Here is a 23,065-nt window from a genome sequence, read left to right on the forward strand (position 1 = left end):
ATAAAGTAATCTATCCTACTGCTTATCGCGTAAAGCCTATTGTTTAAAGTCTAAAATGTAAGGTACCATCTATTACCATAGCACGCACACCCGCTGTCGTATTCAAATCATGCAAAAAGCCCTTTAGATCTTTCTTATCAAGTAAACCACTAATACGAATATGTTTCAGTTCACCATTCTCAAAATTTACCGGCAAATCAAACCAACGATTGATCATTTCACTGATTTCCAACAAGGTGGTTCCATGAAAACAATAAACACCTTCTTTCCAACTCAGTACAGTAAGGGGATCAAATTTTTCCTGTGAAAAACCGCTCTTCTTACTATAGCGTCCGCTCAGTCCGGGAGAAAGTAATAAACTAGTACCATTTGGGCTTTCCATTTGCACTTTACCCTGGAGAAGAGCCGTTATGACATGATCTTCAGCATAGGCATTTAAATTGAATTTGGTGCCCAACACATTCACCTTTGCTTTATCTGTATGCACAATAAACGGCTGATCGGCCTTTTCGGCGATTTCGAAGTAAGCCTCACCTTTTAAATAGACTTCCCTGGAATTTCCGGAGAACGTCATTGGAAACTTTAACTCGGATGAAGAATTTAGCCAAACTTTTGTACCATCAGCCAGTACAAGTTTATAGTCTTTTGTTGGTGGTACCACTAAAGTATTTGTTTTACTGCCTGCGATATCTTTATTGTAAATCAACATTTCGCCTTCTTTCCGCACTTGTTGCCCAGCTACATTCAAGATGGTGTGACCATCATCCAACGTTACCACTTCTTCTTGGTCGCCCACCAATAACTGTACCTGATTCGTGTCCGCTTTCTGTTGTCCGCCATTTACTAACAAAGCGGCATCCATCTTGTCCTTATTAACTAGATATAAAGAGAAAAAAATACCACCAGCCAGCAGTAAAATGGCAGTCGCGGCATACGACAACCTTCTTCTTTTTGAAATCGAGATTGATTGCTCACTTAAATGACTTCTTACTGTAGCTAAGTCTTTCGAAATATCTATTTTATCCGTAAATAGCCTCAGGCCATTCGTATCCAAATCATTTTCTAGCTTTTTCCATAATTCCAGGCTCTCCGGATGTTGCAATAGCTCCTCCTGTAACCAACGGTCGTCATCATCACTGATTACTCCCATTGTTTTCTCCACATAGAGCCTTCGTATATATTCTTCGCTTACCATTTTTTACTAATACACGGATAAAACAAATTCAGGTTAATATTTAGTAGTTTTTTTTAGTTTTTCACGCAAATTTTTTAAGCCGATTTTTAAATGAGTTTTCAACGAATTAATACTTATTCCCATTGTTTCGGCAACATCTTGGTATTTCTTATCGTGCAAATAAACCAAGCTGATGGCCTCTTTTCTTTGCCTTGGTAAGTCGTTCAGATTAGCTTCCAATTTTTTATAAATCTGCTCGAACATTTCCTTATCTTGCATCTGGTAATTATCTTCACTCAGTTTCTCATAGTCTGATTGTTTTCGAGCTCTTGTTTTTGTATTCCGTAAATAGTTCAAACACCTATTATGTACTGCACGATAGAGATAGCTTTTAACATCGCCATTAAGCTTATCAAAACGCTTCTTTTCCCATAGTTCTATAAATAAATTCTGTACAATATCCTTCGACTCCTCTTCTTCCTTCAGGTACAAATAAGCATAGCCACAAAGTAGTTTGTAATACTTATGGAACAATTCGTCAAATGCCGTTGAATTCCGATTTCGAATCCCAACAAGCAGCTGCATGTCACTTTTTGCTTCCATCAAATTTGATTCGTTAGGCTTGGATTTAAGGAAGACCATCAAAATGGTTTATAACCTTGGCTTTATCTAGGACGAAACTAATGTTTTTTTTCCAATAAACAAACCGGAAATCGGTCGTTCCTTTATGGCTACACCCATCCGCTGTATTTACGTGTCAACTTATTTACCAAAAAAATAGCTGATTATTTTAGCGAATAATTACCTTTGTCAGCATTTGGAATTTGTCGAATGCTATTCCATACGAATAATTTGAGTGTAAACATGTTTGATATTTGTTGTATAGGGCATATTACTTTAGACAAGGTTGTTACGAGCAATGCTGCCAAAAATATGCCAGGAGGAACTTCCTTTTACTTTTCAAATGCCATTAGGAACATGGATATTGCCTTTTCATTGGTTACTGCCGTGGCTGATTCAGAGAAGTATATCGTCGATGCGCTGCAAGACAAAGGTTTGTCGATAAAAACCGTTCCGACGAAAAAGACTGTTTACTTTGAAAATATATACAATGAAAATCAGGATCATCGTACGCAACGAGTCTTACAGGAGGCCGATCCATTCACGGTTGAGCACTTAGTAGATGTAGAGGCTAAGATTTTCCACCTAGGCCCCTTACTAACGAATGATATCCCTGTAGAAGTCATCAAATTTCTTTCAAAAAAGGGAATGGTTTCCCTGGACGTTCAGGGTTATCTGCGCATCGTAAGAAATTACCAAGTTTACTATTCCGACTGGCGTGATAAGAAAGAAGCTCTTCCATACATAGATATTTTAAAAGCCAATGAATTTGAAATGGAAGCGCTTACAGGTACCTCAGATATCTATAGTGGCACAAAAATTTTGGCCGACCATGGTGTAAAAGAGGTGGTTATTACCTTAGGCAGTTTGGGATCGGTTCTTTACAAAGAAAATACATTTTATACCATTCCTGCATATGTTCCTTCTCAAGTAACGGATGCTACCGGATGTGGAGACACCTATATGGCCGGTTATTTATCCAAGAAAATTAAGGGAGGCACGTTGGAAGAATCCGGAAAATTTGCTGCGGCTATGTCGACAATCAAAATTCAAGGTTCAGGACCTTTTATGGGAACTAGCGAAGAAATACAGCACGTGTTGACAAATAACAGACAGGTTTTTTATGACAGGCTACAATTTAGCTAGTTATTATGAACAAGCCTCTTTGTCTAACCATATTGCTAAGTTTCTCTTTGTGCCTTCCTTCTGAAGCAAGGCGAGGTGATAAAAAACAATCGGTCTACTCCTTTTACACCACACGCCAAGAAATAACACCCGCAGCTATCGTAGCTTTTGCCAAACAGTTTTTGGGCGTGCCTTATAGATTTGGCGGTAGCAGCCCACAAAATGGTTTTGATTGTTCAGGTTTTGTCAATTATGTTTTTAGTAATTTCCACTTTCTTGTTCCTCGTAGCTCAGCTGCTTTTAACAGCAAGGGAAGACAAGTACCACTCACTGAAGCGCAAGCCGGTGATGTCATTTTATTTAGAGGTACTAATCCAAAGGTAAAGTCAATAGGTCACATAGGTATTGTCATATCCGATAAAGGGGAACCTCTACGTTTTATTCATGCCTCTTCAGGCAAGATACGTTGTGTAACGGAAACACTACTTGATAATCGATATCAAAAACGATTTGTAAAATTGTTCGTTTAATATTATAAAAATATGCTAAAATACTCTACAAATCAACACGTTATAATTAATGACAATTTCATGTCATTAAAATTCACAAATAATATCGAAGTTTGCCTAACACTGTTAAATAACTTTAGGGGGTTAAGATATGGGAAGTAAAGAGCGTATTCAGCGGTTGAAAGATGAAAATAGAGTAAAAATTCTTGACGCATCGCTCCAAATAGTTAAAGAAGAAGGATGGCAAGCGTTGAGTATGCGTAAAATCGCTGATATAATAGAGTATACAGCCCCAATGATATATGAATATTTTGCTAATAAAGAAGCTATCTTAACAGAACTTGCCGGTAGAGGGTATTTTATGTTAGCAAAAAGGGTAAGAGAAGCAAGGGATCAAGAAGTTGACTTAGAGAAACAGATTGAAGCCATGTGGCTAACATACTGGGATTTTGCTTTTGAGGAGAAAGAGCTTTATCAGCTTATGTACGGGGTTGGAACCCAATGTTGCGAAATGGAAAAGACGTTTCGATGTTTCGACTCACATGCGGTTCTCATCAGTGATGTTATCAAAGAGATCATGAAAGCGAAACAACCTGATGACGACATGGTTTGCAGAAAATATTTTACCTATTGGTCTATTATACATGGTTTGATTTCTATTAATATGGTAAATAAAGGAAATGGAGAAGAAACAAATCAACAAGTTCTTAAAGATGCCATATATGGCATAACCCGATCGTTAGTCGATTAATTTTTTTACTCATTAAATAACAATCGTAAATCATTTAACACTGTTAAAAAGGAAAGCACTCTCTGGACATTTGTAAATATTATACATATATAAATAAAATGAAACATCTATTTTCCACCATGACGTTTGAAACCTTTAACCCGTTATTTAACGTTGTTAAGTTATTTAATAACGTAAATAGACTTGCCATCATAGCATCATCTATTTTTTTATATAGTTGTTCTTCCGGACAGCAACAACAAGGGGCTCCGCCTCCTCCATCGTTGCCTGTAATTACTATTAATTCTGGTGAAGAGACCGTTTTTCAGGAATATCCTGCTTCTATTGAAGGAACCGTCAACGTAGAGGTACGGCCTCAAGTAGAAGGAACGCTTGACGCGATTTATGTAGATGAAGGTGCAAAAGTGAAAAAGGGGCAACCGCTATTTAAGATCAACGATCGCCCTTATCGTGAACAATTGAATCAGGCCATAGCTAATCTTCATGCCGCAGAAGCCGCTTTGGAAAATGCAGAACTCGAGGTTGAGAAAAAAACCAGATTAGTCAACAACAAAGTATTAGCAGATTTTCAATTGAAAACAGCCATTGCTGCCAGAAATGGTGCTAAAGCCAATTTACAGCAAGCAAAGGCCGGGGTAGAAAGCGCAAAAATTAATTTGGGATATACGCTTATTACCGCTCCTGTTGAAGGTTACATCGGACGTTTGTTAAAAAAACAAGGAAGCTTGGTAAGTCCGGCGGATGCACAGGCGCTTACTGAATTATCCGATATCCACGAGCTTCATGTATATTTCGCTTTAGGCGAGAACGATTTTGTAGACTTTAAAAACAATTTCGAAGGTGTTACATTGGAAGAAAAGATAAAGAACTTGCCTCCTGTAACCCTTGTATTATCTGATCAGACAGCCTATGGGCAGCCAGGAAAAATCGATATGGTAGACGGCCAGTTCGATAAAAACACGGGAGCTATTACCTTAAGGGCGACCTTCCCAAATAAAGAAGGATTACTTCGTTCAGGAAATACCGGTAAAATTCGATTAGGTAAACAGCATTCCAAAGTATTGCTGGTGCCACAAATGGCGACCTTGGAAATGCAGGATAAAATTTTCGTCTACACCGTGAACGATAGTAACAAAGTGAACAAACAGGCCATTCAGGTGGTAGGTAAGAGCGGTGCCAACTATCTCGTAAAAAGCGGCCTTAAAAACGGCCAAAACATTGTATACAAAGGCATGGACTTATTACAGGAGGGACAAGTGATCGCCCCTCAGAAATTGAGTGCAGACAGTCTTAAGTTAACAGCATATAACAAATAATCATGTTAAAGAGATTTATTGAAAGACCGGTATTAGCTACGGTTATATCCATACTACTCGTAATTCTTGGAATAATCGGGATTGTGAAACTCCCTTTGCAACAGTTTCCCGATATTGCTCCACCTGCCGTACAGGTAACGGCCCTTTATCCCGGCGCCAATGCCGAAACAGTTCTTCGGGCAGTGGCCCCTTCGTTGGAAGAATCGATCAATGGTGTCGAAAATATGAGCTACATGAGCTCAACTGCCAGCAATGACGGATCGTTAATGATTACCGTATATTTTAAACTAGGTACTGATCCGGATCAAGCAGCCGTCAATGTTCAAAACAGGGTTGCACAGGCCACCAGTCAATTACCGGCTGAAGTTGTTCAAGCAGGTATTACCACGGCGAAGCAGCAGAACAGTTTAATCATGGTGTTAGACCTTTATACAGAGGATGAAGGGACCTATGACCAAACGTTTATGACGAACTATGCGCAGATCAATATTATCCCGGAATTAAAACGTATACCTGGCGTAGGTCAGGCCTTAGTATTCGGTGGTAGTAAAGATTATTCGATGCGTGTTTGGCTGAATCCAAATCAAATGGCCAGTTACAAGCTGACGCCCGCTGAAGTGATGGCTGCTATACAGGATAAGAACGTGGAAGCTGCACCGGGAAAATTTGGTGAAAGTAGCAGCGAAGCCTTTGAATTCGTTATAAAATATAAAGGTAAGCTCAATCAACCTAGCGATTATGAGAATATCATTATACGCGCTAATGCAGATGGTTCTGTGCTCAGACTTAAAGATGTAGCACGAATTGAACTAGGTGCATATACTTATGCCAGCCATACACGTATTAACGGAAAAGCAGGCCTCAATATCGGTGTGATGCAATTGGCAGGCTCTAATGCCAACGAAATACAGATCGCCATTCAAGAATTTATGGAGAAAGCGGCAAAAGATTTTCCTAAAGGCGTGAAGTATTTGGTACTGTACAACACAAAGGATTCATTGGATCAATCCATCGATCAGGTGAAACATACACTGATCGAAGCGTTTGTTTTGGTGTTCTTAGTGGTTTTTATCTTCTTACAGGATTTTAGATCGACGCTTATTCCTGCTATTGCAGTACCGGTAGCTATTATCGGAACGTTCTTCTTCATGCAGTTATTCGGCTTCTCCATTAATCTACTGACACTCTTTGCGCTGGTGCTTGCAATCGGGATTGTGGTGGATGATGCGATTGTAGTGGTAGAAGCTGTCCATGCGAAAATGGAGCACCAGCATTTACCACCCAAAATAGCCACCACCTCCGCGATGAGTGAGATTACGGGAGCCATCATATCGATTACATTAGTAATGTCTGCGGTATTTTTACCTATTGGTTTTATGGAGGGGTCAACCGGCGTATTCTATAGGCAATTTGCCTTCACATTAGCGATTGCTATCGTGCTATCCGCAATTAATGCCTTGACACTTAGCCCTGCTTTATGTGCGCTTTTCTTGAAGGATACACCTCATCACGGAGAGAAGAAACAACAACTAAGCTTCAAAGATAAATTCTTTGTAGGCTTCAATACTAGCTTTGACAGGCTAACGAAAAATTACGTTGGTAGTTTACGTTTTTTGGTGCGTTATAAATGGTTCAGTATGGCGGGTTTAGCAGCGCTTTTGGTAGTAACCATTTTCATGATTAGAAGAACACCTACAGGATTTATACCTTCAGAAGATCAAGGATTTATAGCCATCTCCCTTTCTATGCCTGTAGGTGCTTCTTTAGAACGTACTACAAATGCTTTGAAAGAAGCTGAGCAGCACTTGCAAAATACACCCTTTACAAAGACGCTTAATATCATTTCAGGATTTAATATCTTAACCCAAGCAACAAGTCCGTCTTCAGGAGTTGCTTTTATTTTGTTAAAGCCCCATGAAGAGCGCGGAGAAGTAAAGGATATCAATGACATTATGGGCGTAGTTAGTCAAAAATTAGCTGCTATAAAAGGTGCTAACTTCTTCGTATTTACTTTTCCTACCGTTCCCGGTTTCAGTAATGTTGACGGTTTGGACATGGTACTACAAGACCGGACAGGAGGCAAATTAGACAAATTCGGTCAAGTAGGACAAACCTTTATCGGAGAGTTGATGAAACGTCCGGAAATCATGGTTGCCTTTACTACTTTCCGCGCCGATTACCCACAATATGAACTGCAAGTGGACGATGTAAAGGCCGAACAGTTAAGCGTGAGCACGCGAGATATCTTGCAAACCATGCAGGCCTATTTCGGAAGCTCACAGGCATCCGACTTCAATCGATTTGGAAAATATTACCGTGTTATGGTTCAGGCCGATAAAACTGAAAGAGCAGAACCTTCATCTATGGACGGAATTTTTGTAAAGAACAGAATGGGTGAAATGGTGCCGATTAATACCTTGGTTAAATTGAACAGGGTATACGGACCGGAAACTGCTTCTCGTTACAACTTATTTAATTCCATCGGTATTAATGCTATGCCGAATCCCGGCTTCAGTTCCGGTGATGCTATTAGAGCAGTAGAAGAAGTGGCTAAACAGTATCTTCCTTCCGGTTTTTCCTATGAGTTTTCAGGGATGACCAAAGAGGAAATAACATCCGGAGGACAGTCTACCATTATTTTCCTTTTATGTTTGGTGTTTGTATATTTCTTACTTGCCGCCCAATATGAAAGTTATATCCTTCCTCTAGCTGTTATTTTATCGATTCCTACAGGTATTTTTGGTGTATTTGCAGCGATTGGTATGACTGGTATCGCTAACAATATTTATGTACAGGTAGCTTTGGTAATGCTTATCGGTTTATTGGCCAAAAACGCCATATTGATTGTGGAGTTCGCCGTACAAGGCCGTAAAACAGGTAAACCAATCGGCCAGGCAGCTTTAGAAGCTGCTCAATTAAGGTTGAGGCCTATTATCATGACCTCGCTAGCCTTCGTAGTCGGTATGATACCGATGATGAGTGCGAATGGGCCTTCAGCTCAGGGAAATCACTCAATCAGTATTGGCGCGGCCGGCGGGATGTTGTCAGGCGTTATCTTGGGACTCTTTATTATTCCCGTCCTCTTCATTGTCTTCCAAGCTTTGCAAGAGCGAGTATCGGGCAAGCCAAGCGTCATACCACGTGACTCGAATGATCAGCAGAATAAGGAAGCAGTAGCCGATACCATTCCTTTAAGTTAATAATCATAAAGGATAACAATATTCTAAACAATGAACAGTAAATCAAATCTCCTTATAATTCTTGTTTTGCAGGCATTCTTCTTCGCCTGCAAAACAACGGACAAGGCCATTCAAACCGAAGCCCCCGTCCCTGCCAACTTCCGAAATGCCGAAGTGCTATCGGATGATTCAACCAGTATAGCTTTCATTCCATGGCGTGATTTTTTTAATGATGTGACTTTGCAGACGTTAATTGATACGGCTATCGCCCACAATATGGACTTGCAGTTGGCCATAAAAAATATCGATGCCGCGCAGGCTACGTTGAAGCAAGCAAAAGCTGGATATATACCGAATGTTAATCTACAGGTGGGTGCCAACAGTACCAATCCATCTAACAACAGCTTAAATGGCGTCAGCTTGAATCAGTTTCTGAAAACTAACCATATAGAGGATTATAATGCGACGCTAGCACTCTCATGGGAAGCTGATATATGGGGCAAAATAAAGAACCAAAAAGCGGAAGCCCTTGCATCTTATCTGCAAACAGAGGAGGCGAAAAAAGCGGTTCAAACACAAATTGTTTCTTATGTAGCACAGGGCTATTATAACTTGCTTATGTTGCAGGAACAATTAAAAATTGCACAGCAAAATCTTGCCTTGAACGATAGTACCTTAAATATTATCAAACAGCAATACGATGTAGGCGAGATTACGCTTTTAGGCTTAGAACAGGCAGAAGCACAGCGCTTAGCGGCAGCGTCATTGATTCCCGATTTTGAACAACAGATTAATATACAGGAAAACGCGCTGAGCATTTTAAGTGGTAAACTACCGGAAGGTATAGCTACGCAAAGTACCTTGGACGATATCCGAATTCCGGAAAAAATCAATACCGGCGTCCCTTCCCTATTGCTAAGTAGACGGCCGGATGTGAAGCAAGCAGAATTGGCCGTTATGGCCGCACGTGCCAACCAACGGTATGCAAGAGCAAGTATGTATCCCTCGTTAACGATTAGTGCACAAGCGGGTGTTAACTCCTTTAAAGCGAGTAATTGGTTTAATATTCCAGCATCTGTTTTTGGAACAGTTGCCGGTGGAATTGCGCAACCAATCTTACAACGGCGACAGCTAAAAACAAATTACGAGTTGGCCGCTATTAATCATGAGAAAAGCGTTATCCAGTTTAGACAATCAGTGATTACCGCAGTAGGAGAAGTTTCCGATGCACTGATTGCACTCAACAAGCTGCAAGAAAAGCAATCCATTGCCTTGAATCGTACTAATAAACTACAAAGCGCCATTCACAATGCAGACTTATTATTCAATACAGGCATGGCAAACTATCTTGAGGTTATTACCGCTCAAAGTAATGTGCTACAAAGCGAACTTGAACTAGCACAAATAAAAAAGGCTCAATTAGTTGCGATGGTAGAGCTATATCGATCTTTAGGTGGTGGATGGTAATTAGCCAAACAAAACATCAATTCGGATTGTTTATCTGCTAAAACGTTGATTATGTGGAAAGAAGAAAACAATAGTTTATATAAACGATTCGAGTTTAAAGACTTTTCGGATGCCTTTGCTTTTATGACAAAGGTAGCTTTGCTTGCAGAATCGTCCAACCATCATCCGAAATGGACCAACGAATGGAATAAAGTTGAAATTTGGCTTTCAACACATGATCAAGGAAATGTTATAACTGAAAAAGATCGAAAATTGGCCGCAGCAATTGATAAGGTTGTTTAGATAAAGGATGCCTACGCTATTGTAGGCATCCTTTATAGCGTTAAACGCAGTATTAACATATCCTTATGTTGTAGCCCATCTTCAAAAATTGGTTCACTATAGTTATCTAAGAAAAAGTTTGTTTTAATTTGGTCTACCCTAAAACCAAATTTTTGATAGAATTTCAGTTGATATCCAAAAGACCCTGTCCCTACTTCCAATACATTGGCCTGCTTATTTTTTAAAATTTCTATAAGCGAGTTTAAAATTTGGCTCCCATATCCCCTATTTTGGTACGCAGGAAAAACTGCTATATTCATAAGTTCATAAACTTCCAAATCTTGTGATTTTATGACCGCTACACCTATGACAACTTCATTACACCGGGCAATATAACAATCGCTGTCGTATAGATACTTTTCAATTGCTGACTTACTTGGATCTGCCAGCATTAGCAGGTCCCAAGGATAATTGCCATTTACAACAGTCAATTCTACAAACATATTGGTATCCATAAAGCAAACTTACTGAATCTTGCGAAGTTCCACCAAGGAAAAGCTCGTTAACGTCTTTTCCCTTGTTTTGTGATTGAGAAAACCCCATTTCAATTTCGTGATATGATAATCGCTGAAATTCTTGAGTATCTTAACCTGGTATTTTGATGTCAAATCGGGTACATTAGTAGTAGGAAGAAAAACGATTTGCTTATTGTCGCTTTTCGATTTAAGCTGGGAAATATCGTCTACATATTCCACTTTAGTAGGTGCATAAAAATCGAAGGAAAAGCGATGTCCAAGGTAACTTTTCACTGGCCCATTTGGATGATGATTTTGCAACCATCTACCAGCGACCATACCCGCCTGATAACGCAATAAAGTTGGATAAAAAAAAGCATAAGCAAATAGCATAAAGATGACCGCTGACACGGCACTTAGACAAACTAAGTTCCGTACACTAACCCGAAAAAACAGGATATAGGCAATCGTTCCGGTAAGCAGAGCTAAAACAACAAATAAGAACTTAAATGGCACGTCGAACACGAATGCAATCATGATTAAAAGCACTAATACTAAGACAAAAATGACCTGTTGTACGATAGAAATTGCTTTCAGTTTCTTGTGCTTCAAGGAAGATAAATAAGAAGCAGTAAAGAGTGCGAAATGAGGAAAAACAATAATGATATAATGCGGCAATTGAAACTCAGAAAAAGAAAAAAGAAGAAAAGCTACGAGCGCATTGCTGTTAATTATTAAAGTAGTCGCTTTCTTTTTTCCTATAATTGACCGCTTCTTCAGCTTATTAAACACCGCTATATAAAAGATCACGCTCCAAGGTAAAAAGGCCCATAAAGTAGTATGGAGAAAAAAACTGACATCCCCCTTCCCTTTTATAGGCCCTGTATTAAAAAACCGTCCAAACTGACTATCCCAAAAGAAAAAGCGGATACCTGAAACATTTTGTTGATTAAAGATCACTTTCTCAGGATGCATGTCGAATTGAATGTACAGCGCGTATAGTTCGGGTAGGATGAAAATGCCAACTAAAAGAAGCGCGAGCCACCATTTTAGTTTGATGAATTCTCGATATTGTTTGGTAATTATCCAATAACATATAAAACCTGATAAAACAGGAATGATTACAAAAATGCCCTTTACCATAATACCGCAAGCCAAAAAGAACGAACCGGGAATGACATGATAAGATAACGAGCGATAAGCTATGTAATAATGAAAAACTGCCGCTAAGGTAAACGTAGTTAAGTAAATCTCTGCTCTTACATCAAAATTTGATATGACAACGTGAAAGGCGGTCATGAACATAACGACTGCAATTAGGGCAATCCTTCTCTTATAAAGTTTTGACCCCAGTAAATATAGGTAATAAGAACCAAGCCACCCGAAGAGCAAAGAAGGAAGCTTATAAGCAAATCCACTTATTCCCAGCAGTTTAAAAGAGCTGGCAGCTAGCCAAAAAGTAAGATGTGGTTTATCGAGCCAATCCTGTCCCCTAACATATAAATTCAGCCAATCATTATAAAGAAGCATATTTTTGGCAATGGATGCATAAAGCGCTCCATCCGGCTCCATCACACCTCCAAATAAACTAAAAATGCTTATAAATGCGATAATCCATATTACAATATAGTAGGCTTTTTCTTCCAGATTAGTCGATCCACGCTGATATATATGCATCATTGACACTATTTAAAAGTCTATTGATCTTTGAATGTTATGAAATTATTTACCAAAAAATTCCATATAAATACCAACCCGATAGCTAGGCACTTGCTGAGATAGAAGTTGAGCTTGCAGTAATGAACAAAACAGAATAGAAGAAACGTGTTTAAAGCTAATCCCACCAAGCTGAAAAAAATAAAATAGCCGAATTGCAAGCTCACACTGCTTTTATTATTAAATGTCCAAAATTTATTAAGGTAAAAATTATTCAGCACAGCCATCGAAAAACCAATACCGTTGGCCGCATACTGATTCAATCCGATCTGTTCTCTAAAGAACCAAGTAAACAAAAAGTCTATAGTGAACCCAACACCACCTGCTATGGCAAACTTTGTAACTTTCCACATCTTATTATCTTATAAAAGAAAGAATTATGGATTAAAAAGTATTAAGAAAAACGGTTAAAGTACAAAACATAATGAAATGATAACGTGCATTTAACATTCGGATTACTTTCGACCAGGTGTTTCTTTAAGATATGACTATTAACCGCATTTTACTTATTTTTGCGGGGCGAAAAAGACTCACATGTTACATATTACGAAAGCAAAAATCGACGATATCCATATAATTCAAGAGATCGCTCATAAAACTTGGCCGATAACCTTCGGTAGCATTCTTTCTTTTGAGCAAATAAGTTACATGCTCGAAATGATGTATAGTACAACATCGTTATTACGGCAAATGACTGAACTGAATCATCATTTTTTATTAGCAGCTGAAGAAAACGAGTGTCTAGGTTTTATTTCTTATGAATCAGCTTACAAAAATGCGCTACAAACCAAAATCCATAAGATCTACATCTTACCGGAAGCACAAGGCAAAGGTGCTGGAAAAAAACTAATGAGGGCTGTAGAAGAAATAGCGTTAAACAAGGGCGATAAAAGATTATTACTTAATGTCAACAAACACAATGAAGCGGAAAAATTTTATGCACGATTAGGTTTTGAACTAATTGGGACGGAAGACATAGACATCGGTTCCGGATATTTAATGGAAGACAAAATCATGAGCAAAAAATTAAAGGGGGATAACGAAACTTTTTAAAGAAAATCTTCCCTCAATGGCGTAAAGACATCCAGTAACTCACCTTCTTCCAAACATTTGCAGCCGTGTAAAACATTTGATGGCATTAGACAAGTATCACCTGCTTCGATGACTTTCTTTTCATTTCCGATATTAAACTCAAATTTCCCGCTGATAACAAAAGTAGATTGTGTGTGGATATGCTGGTGAACGGTACCAATAGCTCCTTTTGCAAAACGTACGCGAACCATCATCATTTTGCTATTATAGGACAGAATTTTCCGGAAGATTCCGTCTCCTACGTCCTTCCAATCATTTTTTTTATTAAAATCGAACATTACAGTTAACAATGGGATATGCCAAAATAAGTAATTTAATTGTATACTAAAAATGTTTTAGTTGTTACAGAAACAACTAAAACATTTTAGTTACAACAAAAAAAGAGAGTTGAACCTTAGCTCAACAAGCTTTTTTTACGCTCAAAGGTTTCCCATAACAATTCGCCAAACAAAGTGTTTGTCCAAGCGAACCACGAGCGGGTGAATTTTTTAGGGTCATCTTTGTGGTATGACTCGTGCATGAAACCAGTTCCCCCATGGCACTTTTGTAGTGTTTGGATGCAGGCTTTAATCTCTTTGTCATCAGAGCTCGTCAACGCACGCATCACAATACTCATTGGCCAGATCATATCTTTACCGATGTGTGGTCCTCCCACTCCTTCTCCTGCACTTCCTTTATAAAAGAAAGGGTTATCAGAAGACAGAATAAACTTACGCGTATTCACATAACGTGGGTCATCCGCTTTCACCGCACCCAAATAAGGTAAGGACAAAAGGCTCGGAATATTAGAATCATCCATTAATAAATGCCCTCCGTAACCATCTGTTTCAAACACGAATATTTCGCCATATTTTGGATGCTTCGTAGTTGCATGTTTAGCTAAAGCGTCTTCTACTTCCTGTGCAAGCGTTGTCAGCTCTTTGGCTAAAATGTTATCGTTATGAATCGCCTTTAACATCTCTGCCGCCTGACGCAAAGAGACCACAGCGAAGAAATTAGACGGGATTAAAAAGGAAAGTACAGTTGCATCGTCACTCGGACGAAACGATGAACAGATTAGTCCAACAGGATTTACCGGATATCCATAGCCGTCCATAGGTAGGGTGTCTGTAGCACGGCCGGTTACCCTTTCAAAATGATAAGGACTTGTTCCATCTTTTCGTTGTTGTTCTTTAAAGGTTTTTAGAATATTCTGTATAGCCTGTTTCCACGTATCATTAAACGGTTTGGTGTCTTTTGTAGCTTTCCAGTAGTGATACGCTAAACGAATGGGATAGCAAAGCGAATCGATTTCCCACTTACGTTCATGTACCCCTGGCTTCATATCAGTTTTATCCTTTGCCCACTCGCCAACTTTTTCGGGATCGTCGTAAAACGCATTAGCGTATGGATCTTTTAAAATGTAGTGACTTTGTCTGTTGATCACGCCGGCGATAAGATCAGCCAATGGCTTATCATCTTTCACCAGTGCTAAATATGGCCATACTTGGGCACTGCTATCCCTAAGCCACATCGCGTCGATATCCCCGGTTATAACGTATGTATCAGGTATTCCGTCGATCGACTGAAAAAACACTGTGGTATCCAAGGTGTTAGGAAAACAGTTTCCGAAAAGCCAAGCAAGCTCCTTGTTTTTCACTTTATTCTGAAAAGTTTTTATCACCTTTTCAACAGCTTCACTGGTAAAATTGCGCATATTTTCTGCCACCCTTACTTCCGGAAAATTCTCGGACTGCGCAAAAGCAAGGTTATTACTTAAGTAGTAACCAGCACCAAGGGCCATGGTACTTTTGATAAAACTTCTTCTTTCCATTGTATATGATAGAATTTATAAATTATTTCGATCCACACATTTGCTGAATATTACGCTTCTATTCAACCGTAAATCGGCTTCGAACCGATTCTGCCTTTGTTCTATATCGCTTAGCAGCCGTAAACATATTATAAATTCCGCTATAAAGCAAACCCTCATGCCGCTGGGATTCGTTAAGACAGGAAAGTCGTACCGTTAACATTCACCGAGTCATTCAATGACTTGTTAGTGCTACTGTTACCACGTTTCTCGTCCAACAACTTCATGAACAGCTAAGTGACCGCTAAAAACTTACTGCACTCTTTAAAGCTCTCCAACGCGGGGTGTTCCGTTCGGCGATGATAAGCCATAACAATTTCTGTATACACAGCGATACCTTTTAACTCAATAAACTTTACATGAAGAAAAGGGTACTGACCTCTAATGGACGCAGGAACTAAAGCGATACCAAGTCCATGCTCCACCAGTCTCAGCATGGAGTGCATATTATTACATTCATGAACGACTTGCGGTTCGAAGCCCATCCGGTGGCAACAAGCTACAAACTGTTGATGATAGTGCGGAGCATAACGACTATTATAAGAGATGAAATCAATCTTTGCTAAATCTTCCGTTTGTGTACCAAAATGATCATCAGCACATACAAGTACAAAGGGATCTTGCCACAATGATTTTACCGCTAGATGAATGGAGTCAATGGGTGCACGAAGAATTCCGACGTCCAGCTTCCCTTCTTCTAGTGCCTTTATCTGTTTTGCCGTAGAAAGTTCGTATAGACGCGTTTTTAACAATGGATATTCGACTCGTAATTGTTGCAGTATTTTAGCAAGGCCGCTTAATGGGGTTGAACTGATATAACCGATCTGAAACTCGCCGCTTACCGATTCGTGTATTTGTTTCACCAGCTGCTTACTTCGCTCAAGCCGCTGCATAAGTTCTCCACATTCATTTAAAAAGTAACGTCCCGCTTCAGTTAAAGTAACTCGTTTATTATTTCGATGAAACAGTAGCACACCCAATTCTGTCTCTAGTTCTTTTATTTGCCTCGTTAGCGGTGGTTGAGAAATGTGTAAACGTTCCGCTGCTTTACTGAAATGTAAAAGTTCAGCGACTGTTTTAAAGTATACAAGATGCCTTAGCTCCATAATACCTCAAAGGTATCAATAATTATAAAAAATAGTATTTTTAAAGCATAAAACAGATTGATAGATTTGCCTTACTAAACAACATTATATGAATAACTTCTCAGGCAAATCCACGGTACAAGAAATCAAAGCACGTTTCGACCAAGACGTTGAACGCTTTTCCAATTTAGAGACTGGTCAAGCCACTACCATTGACGCTACCTTTAGCATGGAGCTTATTGTTGATAGCATAATCGCCCATTCTCCCAATTTAAAAACAGTTTTAGATATTGGTTGTGGTGCCGGAAACTACACCTTAAAGCTTTTATCTAAAAAGACGCCTCTCGATTGCACTTTGTTGGATTTAAGTCGTCCGATGCTAGACCGAGCATATGCGCGTGTTACAGCAATTAACACAGGAAATACAACGCTCGTTCAGGGTGATGTCCGCACTGTTGCACTAGAAGAGAACCATTATTGTACAATAATAGCTGCCGCTGTACTCCATCATTTACGTGACGATAAAGATTGGGAAAAGGTATTTACAAAGTTATATCAACTATTGAAACCAGGTGGTAGCTTGTGGATTTCGGATCTTGTTGTTCAGGAAACAACCGCCATTCAACAACTTGTATACAATGAACGTTTTGGTAATTACTTGGTTAATATGGGCGGTGAAAACTATAGGGATAACGTACTCGACTATATTGAAAAAGAAGACAGTCCCCGTTCTCTCAATTTTCAACTTGATCTCTTGAAAAAAGTGGGATTTCGCCATGTTGAGGTTCTTCACAAAAACTTATGCTTTGCCGCCTATGGTGCAATTAAGTAGGGTCAACTGTTAGTTCAATCGATAAAAAAGATCTTCCCATTCCTCATCTAAGCTTTTTTGGGGCATTACTTGTTTCGCACGATTGTACCAATACGCAGCGTTCCATAAGTCTCCCTCTTTTCGATGGAGATAAGCATGTACGTGGGCGGAGTTGGCGTCATTCAGATGGTCAATTAAACCATGAGCTAAGTTCCATTCTCCTTTTGCATCGTACCATAATGCTTGAAGGTGAACAGAAAGCTCTTTTGGTGGATAATCCAAAATCAATGTATCTTTAAAAGCTTCCAGTGTCAAAACAATTCGGGTTTAGTGAGGGGTAAAGGTATAAAATTAAATTGGAAAACAAGTACCCCAAGATTTGCTTGTTAAACTATACAAACCGTATAAACACCTTCATTATCCTAATAAGATATACTATTGATTTAATGTTATTTAGCGTAAATTATTATGCTTACATAAAGTTTTGGCATAATTTTTTCTATGCTATTCATGTTATAAGAAACACTGAACAAATAAAGTATTATGAATAAGATCATCGCTTTATGCTTAATGGCCAGTATCGGCTTTACAGCATGTAACAATAATAGTGCGAAGGAAGAAGCCTTAGCGAAAGCGGCGGCTCTTAAACAAGTGAAAGACAGTTTGGCATTGGACAGCTTTCGAAGAGCAGAAATCGCTGAAAAAGAACAACTAGAGCAAGAGAAATTGCAAGCACAAGAGATGGAGACCCAGGCAGCGAGGAATACAAGTTATAGCGAGCCGGAACAGGGGAGCCAGTATTACGAAGCTAGTGAATCAAATACGGCTCCTGTGGCAGCCAGTACCCAAAAGAAAGGGTGGAGTGACGCCGCCAAAGGGACTGCAATTGGCGCAGGAGCAGGAGCCGTTATGGGAGCGCTAATAGATAAGGATAAACGCCTACGAGGCGCGGCAATTGGCGCTGCTATCGGCGGGGCCGGTGGTTATGCCATTGGTCGAAAGAAAGACCGTCAAAGCGGTCGAGTTCAATAGAATATATATTAAACCATATATATTAAACTGAGATCCTGCTAGGTTAACCGCTAGCAGGATTTTTTATTTGCGTACTCCTTCCGATGGCCAGGCAAGCTTGCTCATAAACATTAGCTTCTGTATCAGGACATCACCTTTCCTAACACTTCATCAATCATTCCATATCCTTTGGCCTCTTCCGCCGTCATCCAATAGTCGCGATTTGAAGAGGTATGTACCCATTCATAAGACTGGCCACTATGGTCGGCAATAATTTGATAAAGCTCTTTTTGAAGTTTGAGTATTTCGCGTGCATTAATTTCCAAATCAGCTGCCGTTCCTTGCATACCTCCCGAAGGTTGGTGAATCATTACCCGAGCATGCTTCAACGCCGCCCTCTTTTTATCAGTTCCGGCACATAAAAGAACAGCGCCAAACGAAAGGGCTATACCTGTACAGATTGTAGCGACATCCGGAGTTATATACTGCATGGTATCGTAAATCCCTAGCCCCGCATAGACAGAACCTCCCGGGCAGTTGATATACAGCTGAATATCTTTATGAGGGTCGGTTGATTGCAGAAAAAGCAATTGGGCCTGAATAATGTTAGCCACTCGATCATCTACGGCTTCACCTAAAAAGATAATACGGTCAATCATTAACCTGGAAAATACATCCATCTGTGCTACATTCAGCTGCCGTTCCTCCGTTATATACGGTGTCATGGAAGCATAGACATTCCGGTTAAACCACCTTTCATATTGGTCAAAGGTATTCCCACTCATCCCGTAGTGGGATACAGCAAATTTTCTAAAATCCATATTTTATCTGTTATTAGTCTTTAGTTGTGTAATTAGCAATCGGCAGAACGTCCTCCATATGGGCTAATTCTTTCTCTCCTGTTTTTCAATCCGGCCAACCCCTATCAACCTATTGGAAATAGCGTTTAATCCGCTGAATTAAGGTTTTATGTTTAGGATTATGAAAAAAATCGTGCTCTACCGTTTTTAGTTGTTTACGCAATTCCTGTTGCCCATATTTTTTTATAAGCTTATACGTTTTCTCTTGCCAAAAGAAATCATCTTTTAGCGCTGAATCTATTATTAGTCGCGCGTCCAACAGCAACCGTGCTTCTGTATCCAGCTCATTATGTGAATAAGCATCGAGTAAATACACATTATTCAAGGAAGTCTTCATAGTGTAGCGATTTTTCTTTAATGAAAGCCCTAACTTTTTCCAGACATTTGAATTTCTGGACAGTTGCCGAACGTTCGCTGCTAAAGCCAAATTGTTTGGCTAATTTTCCCATGGAGATTTTATCATAATAGAAAGTTTTTAGCAAATTTAGACAACGGTTTCCGACTTTTGTCAGCAAGGCCAGCAAACGTTCATCAGACATTTGTCTATTTGTATCTTCATCCATCATTTCTACATCAGCCGATAGTGGTTCATGGTTAAGTCCAAGCTTATATTGATGGTTCCAAAGATGTTTAACAACACCGAAAATATAGGCTGGAGCGGTAGTTTTGATAAGGTGTCTATTACATACGATTTGCTCATAGTATATTACGAGCGCATCCTGAAATATATCTTTTGCCTGCTCCAATGTTCCACCTTTTTTACTGATGTACTTAGCAACCGAGGGAAAAGTCTCACGGTAGAATGTTGTAAACAAATCCTTTGAAAAAATTACGTGCTCTTCACACGCCTCTGATATTTCCATATTCTTCGTTTTTATTGAGATGTGTATAAAAAAATCAATATATCACCCTCTAAATTAAAAAAATTTAATCTACTGTTTGTTATCAACAACCGGCGTCAATGGGCCCCTGTTTCTGCAAGCAAGATCTAGGCTATTTATTAGCATTAAGTTTTAAGTTATAGATTTGAAGTATTACGTTGCTACTTAGACAACTGTTTTGATACTGGACACCCGTGTTTTGACACTAATGATAAGCAATAACGACCCAAATTAATAGCACCCCTGAAATCAGGGATTTTTGCTTTTTTTAAGTCAAAATAAACAATAAATCCAGTTTCCTTACGCTAATTATTAGCATATTCGCAACACCTATTTAAATTAATTTCATTCATAATATGACATTAGAACAGCAATATTCAACTATTCTAAATAACATCAGCCAAAACTCGCTCAATCCAAAAGTTTATGATCGTTCGTCACTACACCATCAAAAAACCTGGTTTGAAGGACTGGCCACCTTGGAAATAGCTGTCCATAATTTACCCCAACAAAAACAGGAAGTCGTTGACTTATATGAAGAGCTCTTTTCAGAAGGTTTGGACTTTAAAGCCTCATATGAGTTAGACGAGATGGACTACGCATTTTATTGGGATAAGATATTGGCGATTTTAAGTGCACTCGCTATCCATCATACAGAGGTTTATGCGCAAATTGCTTTCCAATACAATGAGACCCGTCGTATGTATCGCAACAATGCTAAATTCCATTATTATCTCAACTTAGCTATTGAAACAAATGCTCCCGTGGCCAAAGCGGTTGCAGCTTATTTTTATTACTATGGAATCAATACAGAAAAAGACAAAGAAAGAGCCAGTCAGCTCTTCCGTGAAGATAGTGGTGACTGGAGTGTACTTTATCAAGCCTATATCCAACTGAACGAGAAGCAGTTTGAATTTCTGCCTGCTGTTATTGAGCAATTAAAAAGCAGCAGTGACAAAAAGATAAAAAAGAATGCATTGATTTTAGAAGGTAGTTACTTAGAGGCGATTGGGAAGCCGGAAGAAGCGCTATCGGTTTTTGAACAATCATATAAGAGCGATTATTCTGCGTTTTCATTAACTAGAGTCGCCTTTATAAAACACATGCTAGACAATACGCATAAAGAAGCATCCATGAAGCTCTGGAAAGAAGCTGCCAGCCTAGGTTCTATAGAAGCGATGAATTATCTTGGCGTCAACACCTTTCCGGAAATTTATACCCAAGAAGCCTATACTGAAACCGTTCGTTGGTTTTCTCTTGGATATTTGTACAACAATGCTTACGCTGCTTACCGTTTAGCTCTTATCAGGCTTTATGTTGAAGGTTGGGAAGAGAAGGCTATTGGCTTTCGTCTGCTAGAAGAAGCCATAGAAGGAGGGTCGCTAGATGCACTTATTGAGAAAGCAGAGATCTATACAGAAGGTCGAATAATTGAGCGGGATGAAAAAACGGCCTTTGAGCTTTTTCAAAAAGCTGCTAAAGAAAAAGATGCTCCTTATGCTTACGTACGATTAGGCTATCTTTATGAAATCGGTGCCGGCCCGGACGGTGAAAAAGACGCTATAACAGCTTTAGATATGTATGAAAAGGCCGTCGAAAAAGACCATCCATACGGTTATAGTAACGCGGGACGCATCTATCGTTATGGTATAGCCGGAGAAATAAATATAGAAAAAGCAAAGGCTTACTTTGAAAAGGGAGTCGAGCAAAACATCCCCTTTTCAATAACAGAATTGGCGTTCATGTATGAAGATGGTACCTTAGCTCAAGATTATAAAAAAGCTTTTGAACTATTTGGCAAAGCAGCCGAAGGGAATAGTGCTTACGCGATGTACTGTTACGGCCAATATCTACAAAATGGCTATAATGATGGAGAAAAAGCTCCCGAACAAGCCTTCTATTGGTTTCAAAAGGGGGCTGAGCTTCAGGAAGTCAATTGCATTTATGAAACCGGTCGCTGCTATCGTTATGGTCTCGGCGTAGAAGAAAACCCCGATCAAGCACTGTATTATTATCAACAGGCAGCCGATGCCGGTTATCCCCGTGGGTTGGTAGAATTAGCGCTTTGTTACGAATATGAATATGGTGTAAATTTCGATGCTGAGAAGGTCTTAAACCTTATGATAAAAGCTGCCGAACAAGGCTACGCTTTCGCGCAATATAAAGTGGGGGTATATTATATGCATGGCAGCTTGGGCGAACAGGTTCCTATCAATTCTGAACAAGCAATTATGTGGCTTAACAAAGCGGCAGATGCGGGTTATCCATATGCCTATGTAGAACTCGGAGATTATTATTTATGGGATTATGATAATCTAAATGAAGCGGATAGAGCTTTTGCATTCTATGAAAAAGCTTCCGAACAGGATGTAATAGCAGAAGGATTAGGCGTTTGTTATGAGTACGGTATAGGCATCGATTATAGTATGAGCGAAGCTTTCAAGTATTACGAGATGGCAGCGAACAAGAACGTCATTGGTGCCATGTACCGATTGGGAAATTGTTACTTAAATGGTAATGGAGTAAGTGAACAACCGGAAGAAGCATACAAATGGTTTTTTAATGCGGCACAACAGGGTAATGTTCCTTCTCAATATCTATTAGGAAAGCTTTTGCTGAAAGGGAAAGGTGTAGCCATGAATAAGGAAGAAGGTATTGAATGGTTACAAAAAGCAGCAGAGCAGCAGTATGCTGCTGCACAATATGAATTAGGTAATTGCTACTTGATGGGTGACGGCCTAGAAGAAAATGAAGATAATGCGATGTATTGGTTTGAGCAAGCAGCAGAAAAGGGACATGAACGCGCCATCAAAATTGTGGGTGGTAATAGAAGATGATG

General features: G+C 39.4%; 23 protein-coding genes. 11 read left to right on the forward strand and 12 right to left on the reverse strand.

Going from position 1 to position 23,065, the window contains the following annotated elements:
* Positions 1 to 43: 43 nt before the first annotated feature.
* Together M1D52_RS16790 and M1D52_RS16795 are read right to left on the reverse strand one after the other, a co-directional pair.
* A complete protein-coding gene (locus tag M1D52_RS16790; protein ID WP_437393085.1) occupies positions 44 to 1,195 on the reverse strand; it encodes a FecR family protein in 1,152 nt (383 codons plus the stop codon).
* A 33-nt stretch (positions 1,196 to 1,228) separates the two neighbouring features.
* Positions 1,229 to 1,777 (reverse strand): RNA polymerase sigma-70 factor, encoded by a 549-nt coding sequence (locus tag M1D52_RS16795; RefSeq protein WP_377609671.1) that lies wholly within the window; start codon positions 1,775 to 1,777, stop codon positions 1,229 to 1,231.
* Between the two features lie 261 nt (positions 1,778 to 2,038).
* Between M1D52_RS16795 and M1D52_RS16800 the strand changes: the two genes are divergently transcribed.
* From M1D52_RS16800 to M1D52_RS16830, 7 genes are all read left to right on the forward strand, one after another.
* Positions 2,039 to 2,941 carry a PfkB family carbohydrate kinase gene (locus M1D52_RS16800; protein ID WP_437393087.1) on the forward strand — a complete coding sequence of 301 codons (903 nt, stop codon included), beginning with the start codon at positions 2,039 to 2,041 and terminating at the stop codon, positions 2,939 to 2,941.
* A gap of 5 nt (positions 2,942 to 2,946) precedes the next feature.
* Positions 2,947 to 3,450 (forward strand): C40 family peptidase, encoded by a 504-nt coding sequence (locus M1D52_RS16805; RefSeq protein ID WP_437393089.1) that lies wholly within the window; start codon positions 2,947 to 2,949, stop codon positions 3,448 to 3,450.
* Positions 3,451 to 3,580: 130 nt separating this feature from the next.
* A complete protein-coding gene (locus M1D52_RS16810) occupies positions 3,581 to 4,180 on the forward strand; it encodes a TetR/AcrR family transcriptional regulator (RefSeq protein ID WP_013666097.1) in 600 nt (199 codons plus the stop codon).
* 98 nt (positions 4,181 to 4,278) lie between these two features.
* On the forward strand, positions 4,279 to 5,496 hold the full coding sequence (locus M1D52_RS16815; protein ID WP_130857607.1) for an efflux RND transporter periplasmic adaptor subunit: 1,218 nt from the start codon (positions 4,279 to 4,281) through the stop codon (positions 5,494 to 5,496).
* Between the two features lie 2 nt (positions 5,497 to 5,498).
* Complete coding sequence (locus M1D52_RS16820) at positions 5,499 to 8,696, forward strand: efflux RND transporter permease subunit (RefSeq protein WP_377609676.1); 3,198 nt, start codon at positions 5,499 to 5,501, stop codon at positions 8,694 to 8,696.
* 30 nt (positions 8,697 to 8,726) lie between these two features.
* Positions 8,727 to 10,142 carry an efflux transporter outer membrane subunit gene (locus M1D52_RS16825; protein ID WP_437393091.1) on the forward strand — a complete coding sequence of 472 codons (1,416 nt, stop codon included), beginning with the start codon at positions 8,727 to 8,729 and terminating at the stop codon, positions 10,140 to 10,142.
* 51 nt (positions 10,143 to 10,193) lie between these two features.
* Positions 10,194 to 10,424 carry a 4a-hydroxytetrahydrobiopterin dehydratase gene (locus M1D52_RS16830; RefSeq protein WP_130857610.1) on the forward strand — a complete coding sequence of 77 codons (231 nt, stop codon included), beginning with the start codon at positions 10,194 to 10,196 and terminating at the stop codon, positions 10,422 to 10,424.
* 32 nt (positions 10,425 to 10,456) lie between these two features.
* On the opposite strand, the gene M1D52_RS16835 is transcribed toward M1D52_RS16830, so the two are convergent.
* From M1D52_RS16835 to M1D52_RS16845, 3 genes are read right to left on the reverse strand one after another with little or no spacing between them, the layout of a single operon-like run.
* Positions 10,457 to 10,918, reverse strand: coding sequence for a GNAT family N-acetyltransferase (locus M1D52_RS16835; RefSeq protein ID WP_013666092.1), 462 nt, complete (start codon positions 10,916 to 10,918; stop codon positions 10,457 to 10,459).
* Between the two features lie 9 nt (positions 10,919 to 10,927).
* On the reverse strand, positions 10,928 to 12,598 hold the full coding sequence (locus tag M1D52_RS16840) for an ArnT family glycosyltransferase (protein WP_377609681.1): 1,671 nt from the start codon (positions 12,596 to 12,598) through the stop codon (positions 10,928 to 10,930).
* 17 nt (positions 12,599 to 12,615) lie between these two features.
* On the reverse strand, positions 12,616 to 12,987 hold the full coding sequence (locus M1D52_RS16845) for a GtrA family protein (protein ID WP_013666090.1): 372 nt from the start codon (positions 12,985 to 12,987) through the stop codon (positions 12,616 to 12,618).
* Positions 12,988 to 13,168: 181 nt separating this feature from the next.
* Between M1D52_RS16845 and M1D52_RS16850 the strand changes: the two genes are divergently transcribed.
* Positions 13,169 to 13,687, forward strand: coding sequence for a GNAT family N-acetyltransferase (locus M1D52_RS16850; RefSeq protein WP_437393093.1), 519 nt, complete (start codon positions 13,169 to 13,171; stop codon positions 13,685 to 13,687).
* On the opposite strand, the gene M1D52_RS16855 is transcribed toward M1D52_RS16850, so the two are convergent.
* The 3 genes from M1D52_RS16855 to M1D52_RS16865 form a co-directional block, all read right to left on the reverse strand.
* On the reverse strand, positions 13,684 to 14,004 hold the full coding sequence (locus M1D52_RS16855; RefSeq protein ID WP_149105537.1) for a cupin domain-containing protein: 321 nt from the start codon (positions 14,002 to 14,004) through the stop codon (positions 13,684 to 13,686). The genes M1D52_RS16850 and M1D52_RS16855 overlap by 4 nt on opposite strands.
* A 116-nt stretch (positions 14,005 to 14,120) precedes the next feature.
* Positions 14,121 to 15,539, reverse strand: a complete 1,419-nt coding sequence (locus M1D52_RS16860; RefSeq protein WP_013666087.1) for a glycoside hydrolase family 125 protein — start codon at positions 15,537 to 15,539, stop codon at positions 14,121 to 14,123.
* Positions 15,540 to 15,811: 272 nt separating this feature from the next.
* A complete protein-coding gene (locus tag M1D52_RS16865) occupies positions 15,812 to 16,684 on the reverse strand; it encodes a LysR family transcriptional regulator (protein ID WP_013666086.1) in 873 nt (290 codons plus the stop codon).
* Between the two features lie 88 nt (positions 16,685 to 16,772).
* Here M1D52_RS16865 and M1D52_RS16870 point away from each other — a divergent pair, with 88 nt between their 5' ends.
* Complete coding sequence (locus M1D52_RS16870) at positions 16,773 to 17,495, forward strand: class I SAM-dependent methyltransferase (RefSeq protein WP_149105535.1); 723 nt, start codon at positions 16,773 to 16,775, stop codon at positions 17,493 to 17,495.
* 9 nt (positions 17,496 to 17,504) lie between these two features.
* Here the strand turns inward: M1D52_RS16870 and M1D52_RS16875 are convergent, their stop codons facing one another.
* Positions 17,505 to 17,789, reverse strand: coding sequence for a hypothetical protein (locus M1D52_RS16875; RefSeq protein ID WP_013666084.1), 285 nt, complete (start codon positions 17,787 to 17,789; stop codon positions 17,505 to 17,507).
* Between the two features lie 228 nt (positions 17,790 to 18,017).
* Here M1D52_RS16875 and M1D52_RS16880 point away from each other — a divergent pair, with 228 nt between their 5' ends.
* Positions 18,018 to 18,506 carry a YMGG-like glycine zipper-containing protein gene (locus M1D52_RS16880; protein WP_013666083.1) on the forward strand — a complete coding sequence of 163 codons (489 nt, stop codon included), beginning with the start codon at positions 18,018 to 18,020 and terminating at the stop codon, positions 18,504 to 18,506.
* Between the two features lie 122 nt (positions 18,507 to 18,628).
* Here the strand turns inward: M1D52_RS16880 and M1D52_RS16885 are convergent, their stop codons facing one another.
* The 3 genes from M1D52_RS16885 to M1D52_RS16895 all read right to left on the reverse strand — a co-directional run bounded on the left by M1D52_RS16885 (position 18,629) and on the right by M1D52_RS16895 (position 20,208).
* On the reverse strand, positions 18,629 to 19,306 hold the full coding sequence (locus M1D52_RS16885) for an ATP-dependent Clp protease proteolytic subunit (RefSeq protein ID WP_013666082.1): 678 nt from the start codon (positions 19,304 to 19,306) through the stop codon (positions 18,629 to 18,631).
* A 109-nt stretch (positions 19,307 to 19,415) separates the two neighbouring features.
* Positions 19,416 to 19,682, reverse strand: a complete 267-nt coding sequence (locus M1D52_RS16890) for a hypothetical protein (protein ID WP_013666081.1) — start codon at positions 19,680 to 19,682, stop codon at positions 19,416 to 19,418.
* Entirely contained in the window at positions 19,663 to 20,208 is a 546-nt protein-coding gene (locus M1D52_RS16895; protein WP_013666080.1) for an RNA polymerase sigma factor, read from the reverse strand. The genes M1D52_RS16890 and M1D52_RS16895 overlap by 20 nt, the downstream gene beginning before the upstream one ends.
* Before the next feature lie 374 nt (positions 20,209 to 20,582).
* Here M1D52_RS16895 and M1D52_RS16900 point away from each other — a divergent pair, with 374 nt between their 5' ends.
* Complete coding sequence (locus M1D52_RS16900; RefSeq protein WP_437393094.1) at positions 20,583 to 23,063, forward strand: SEL1-like repeat protein; 2,481 nt, start codon at positions 20,583 to 20,585, stop codon at positions 23,061 to 23,063.
* The last annotated feature ends 2 nt before the right edge of the window (positions 23,064 to 23,065 follow it).

Source organism: Olivibacter sp. SA151 (assembly GCF_054130995.1).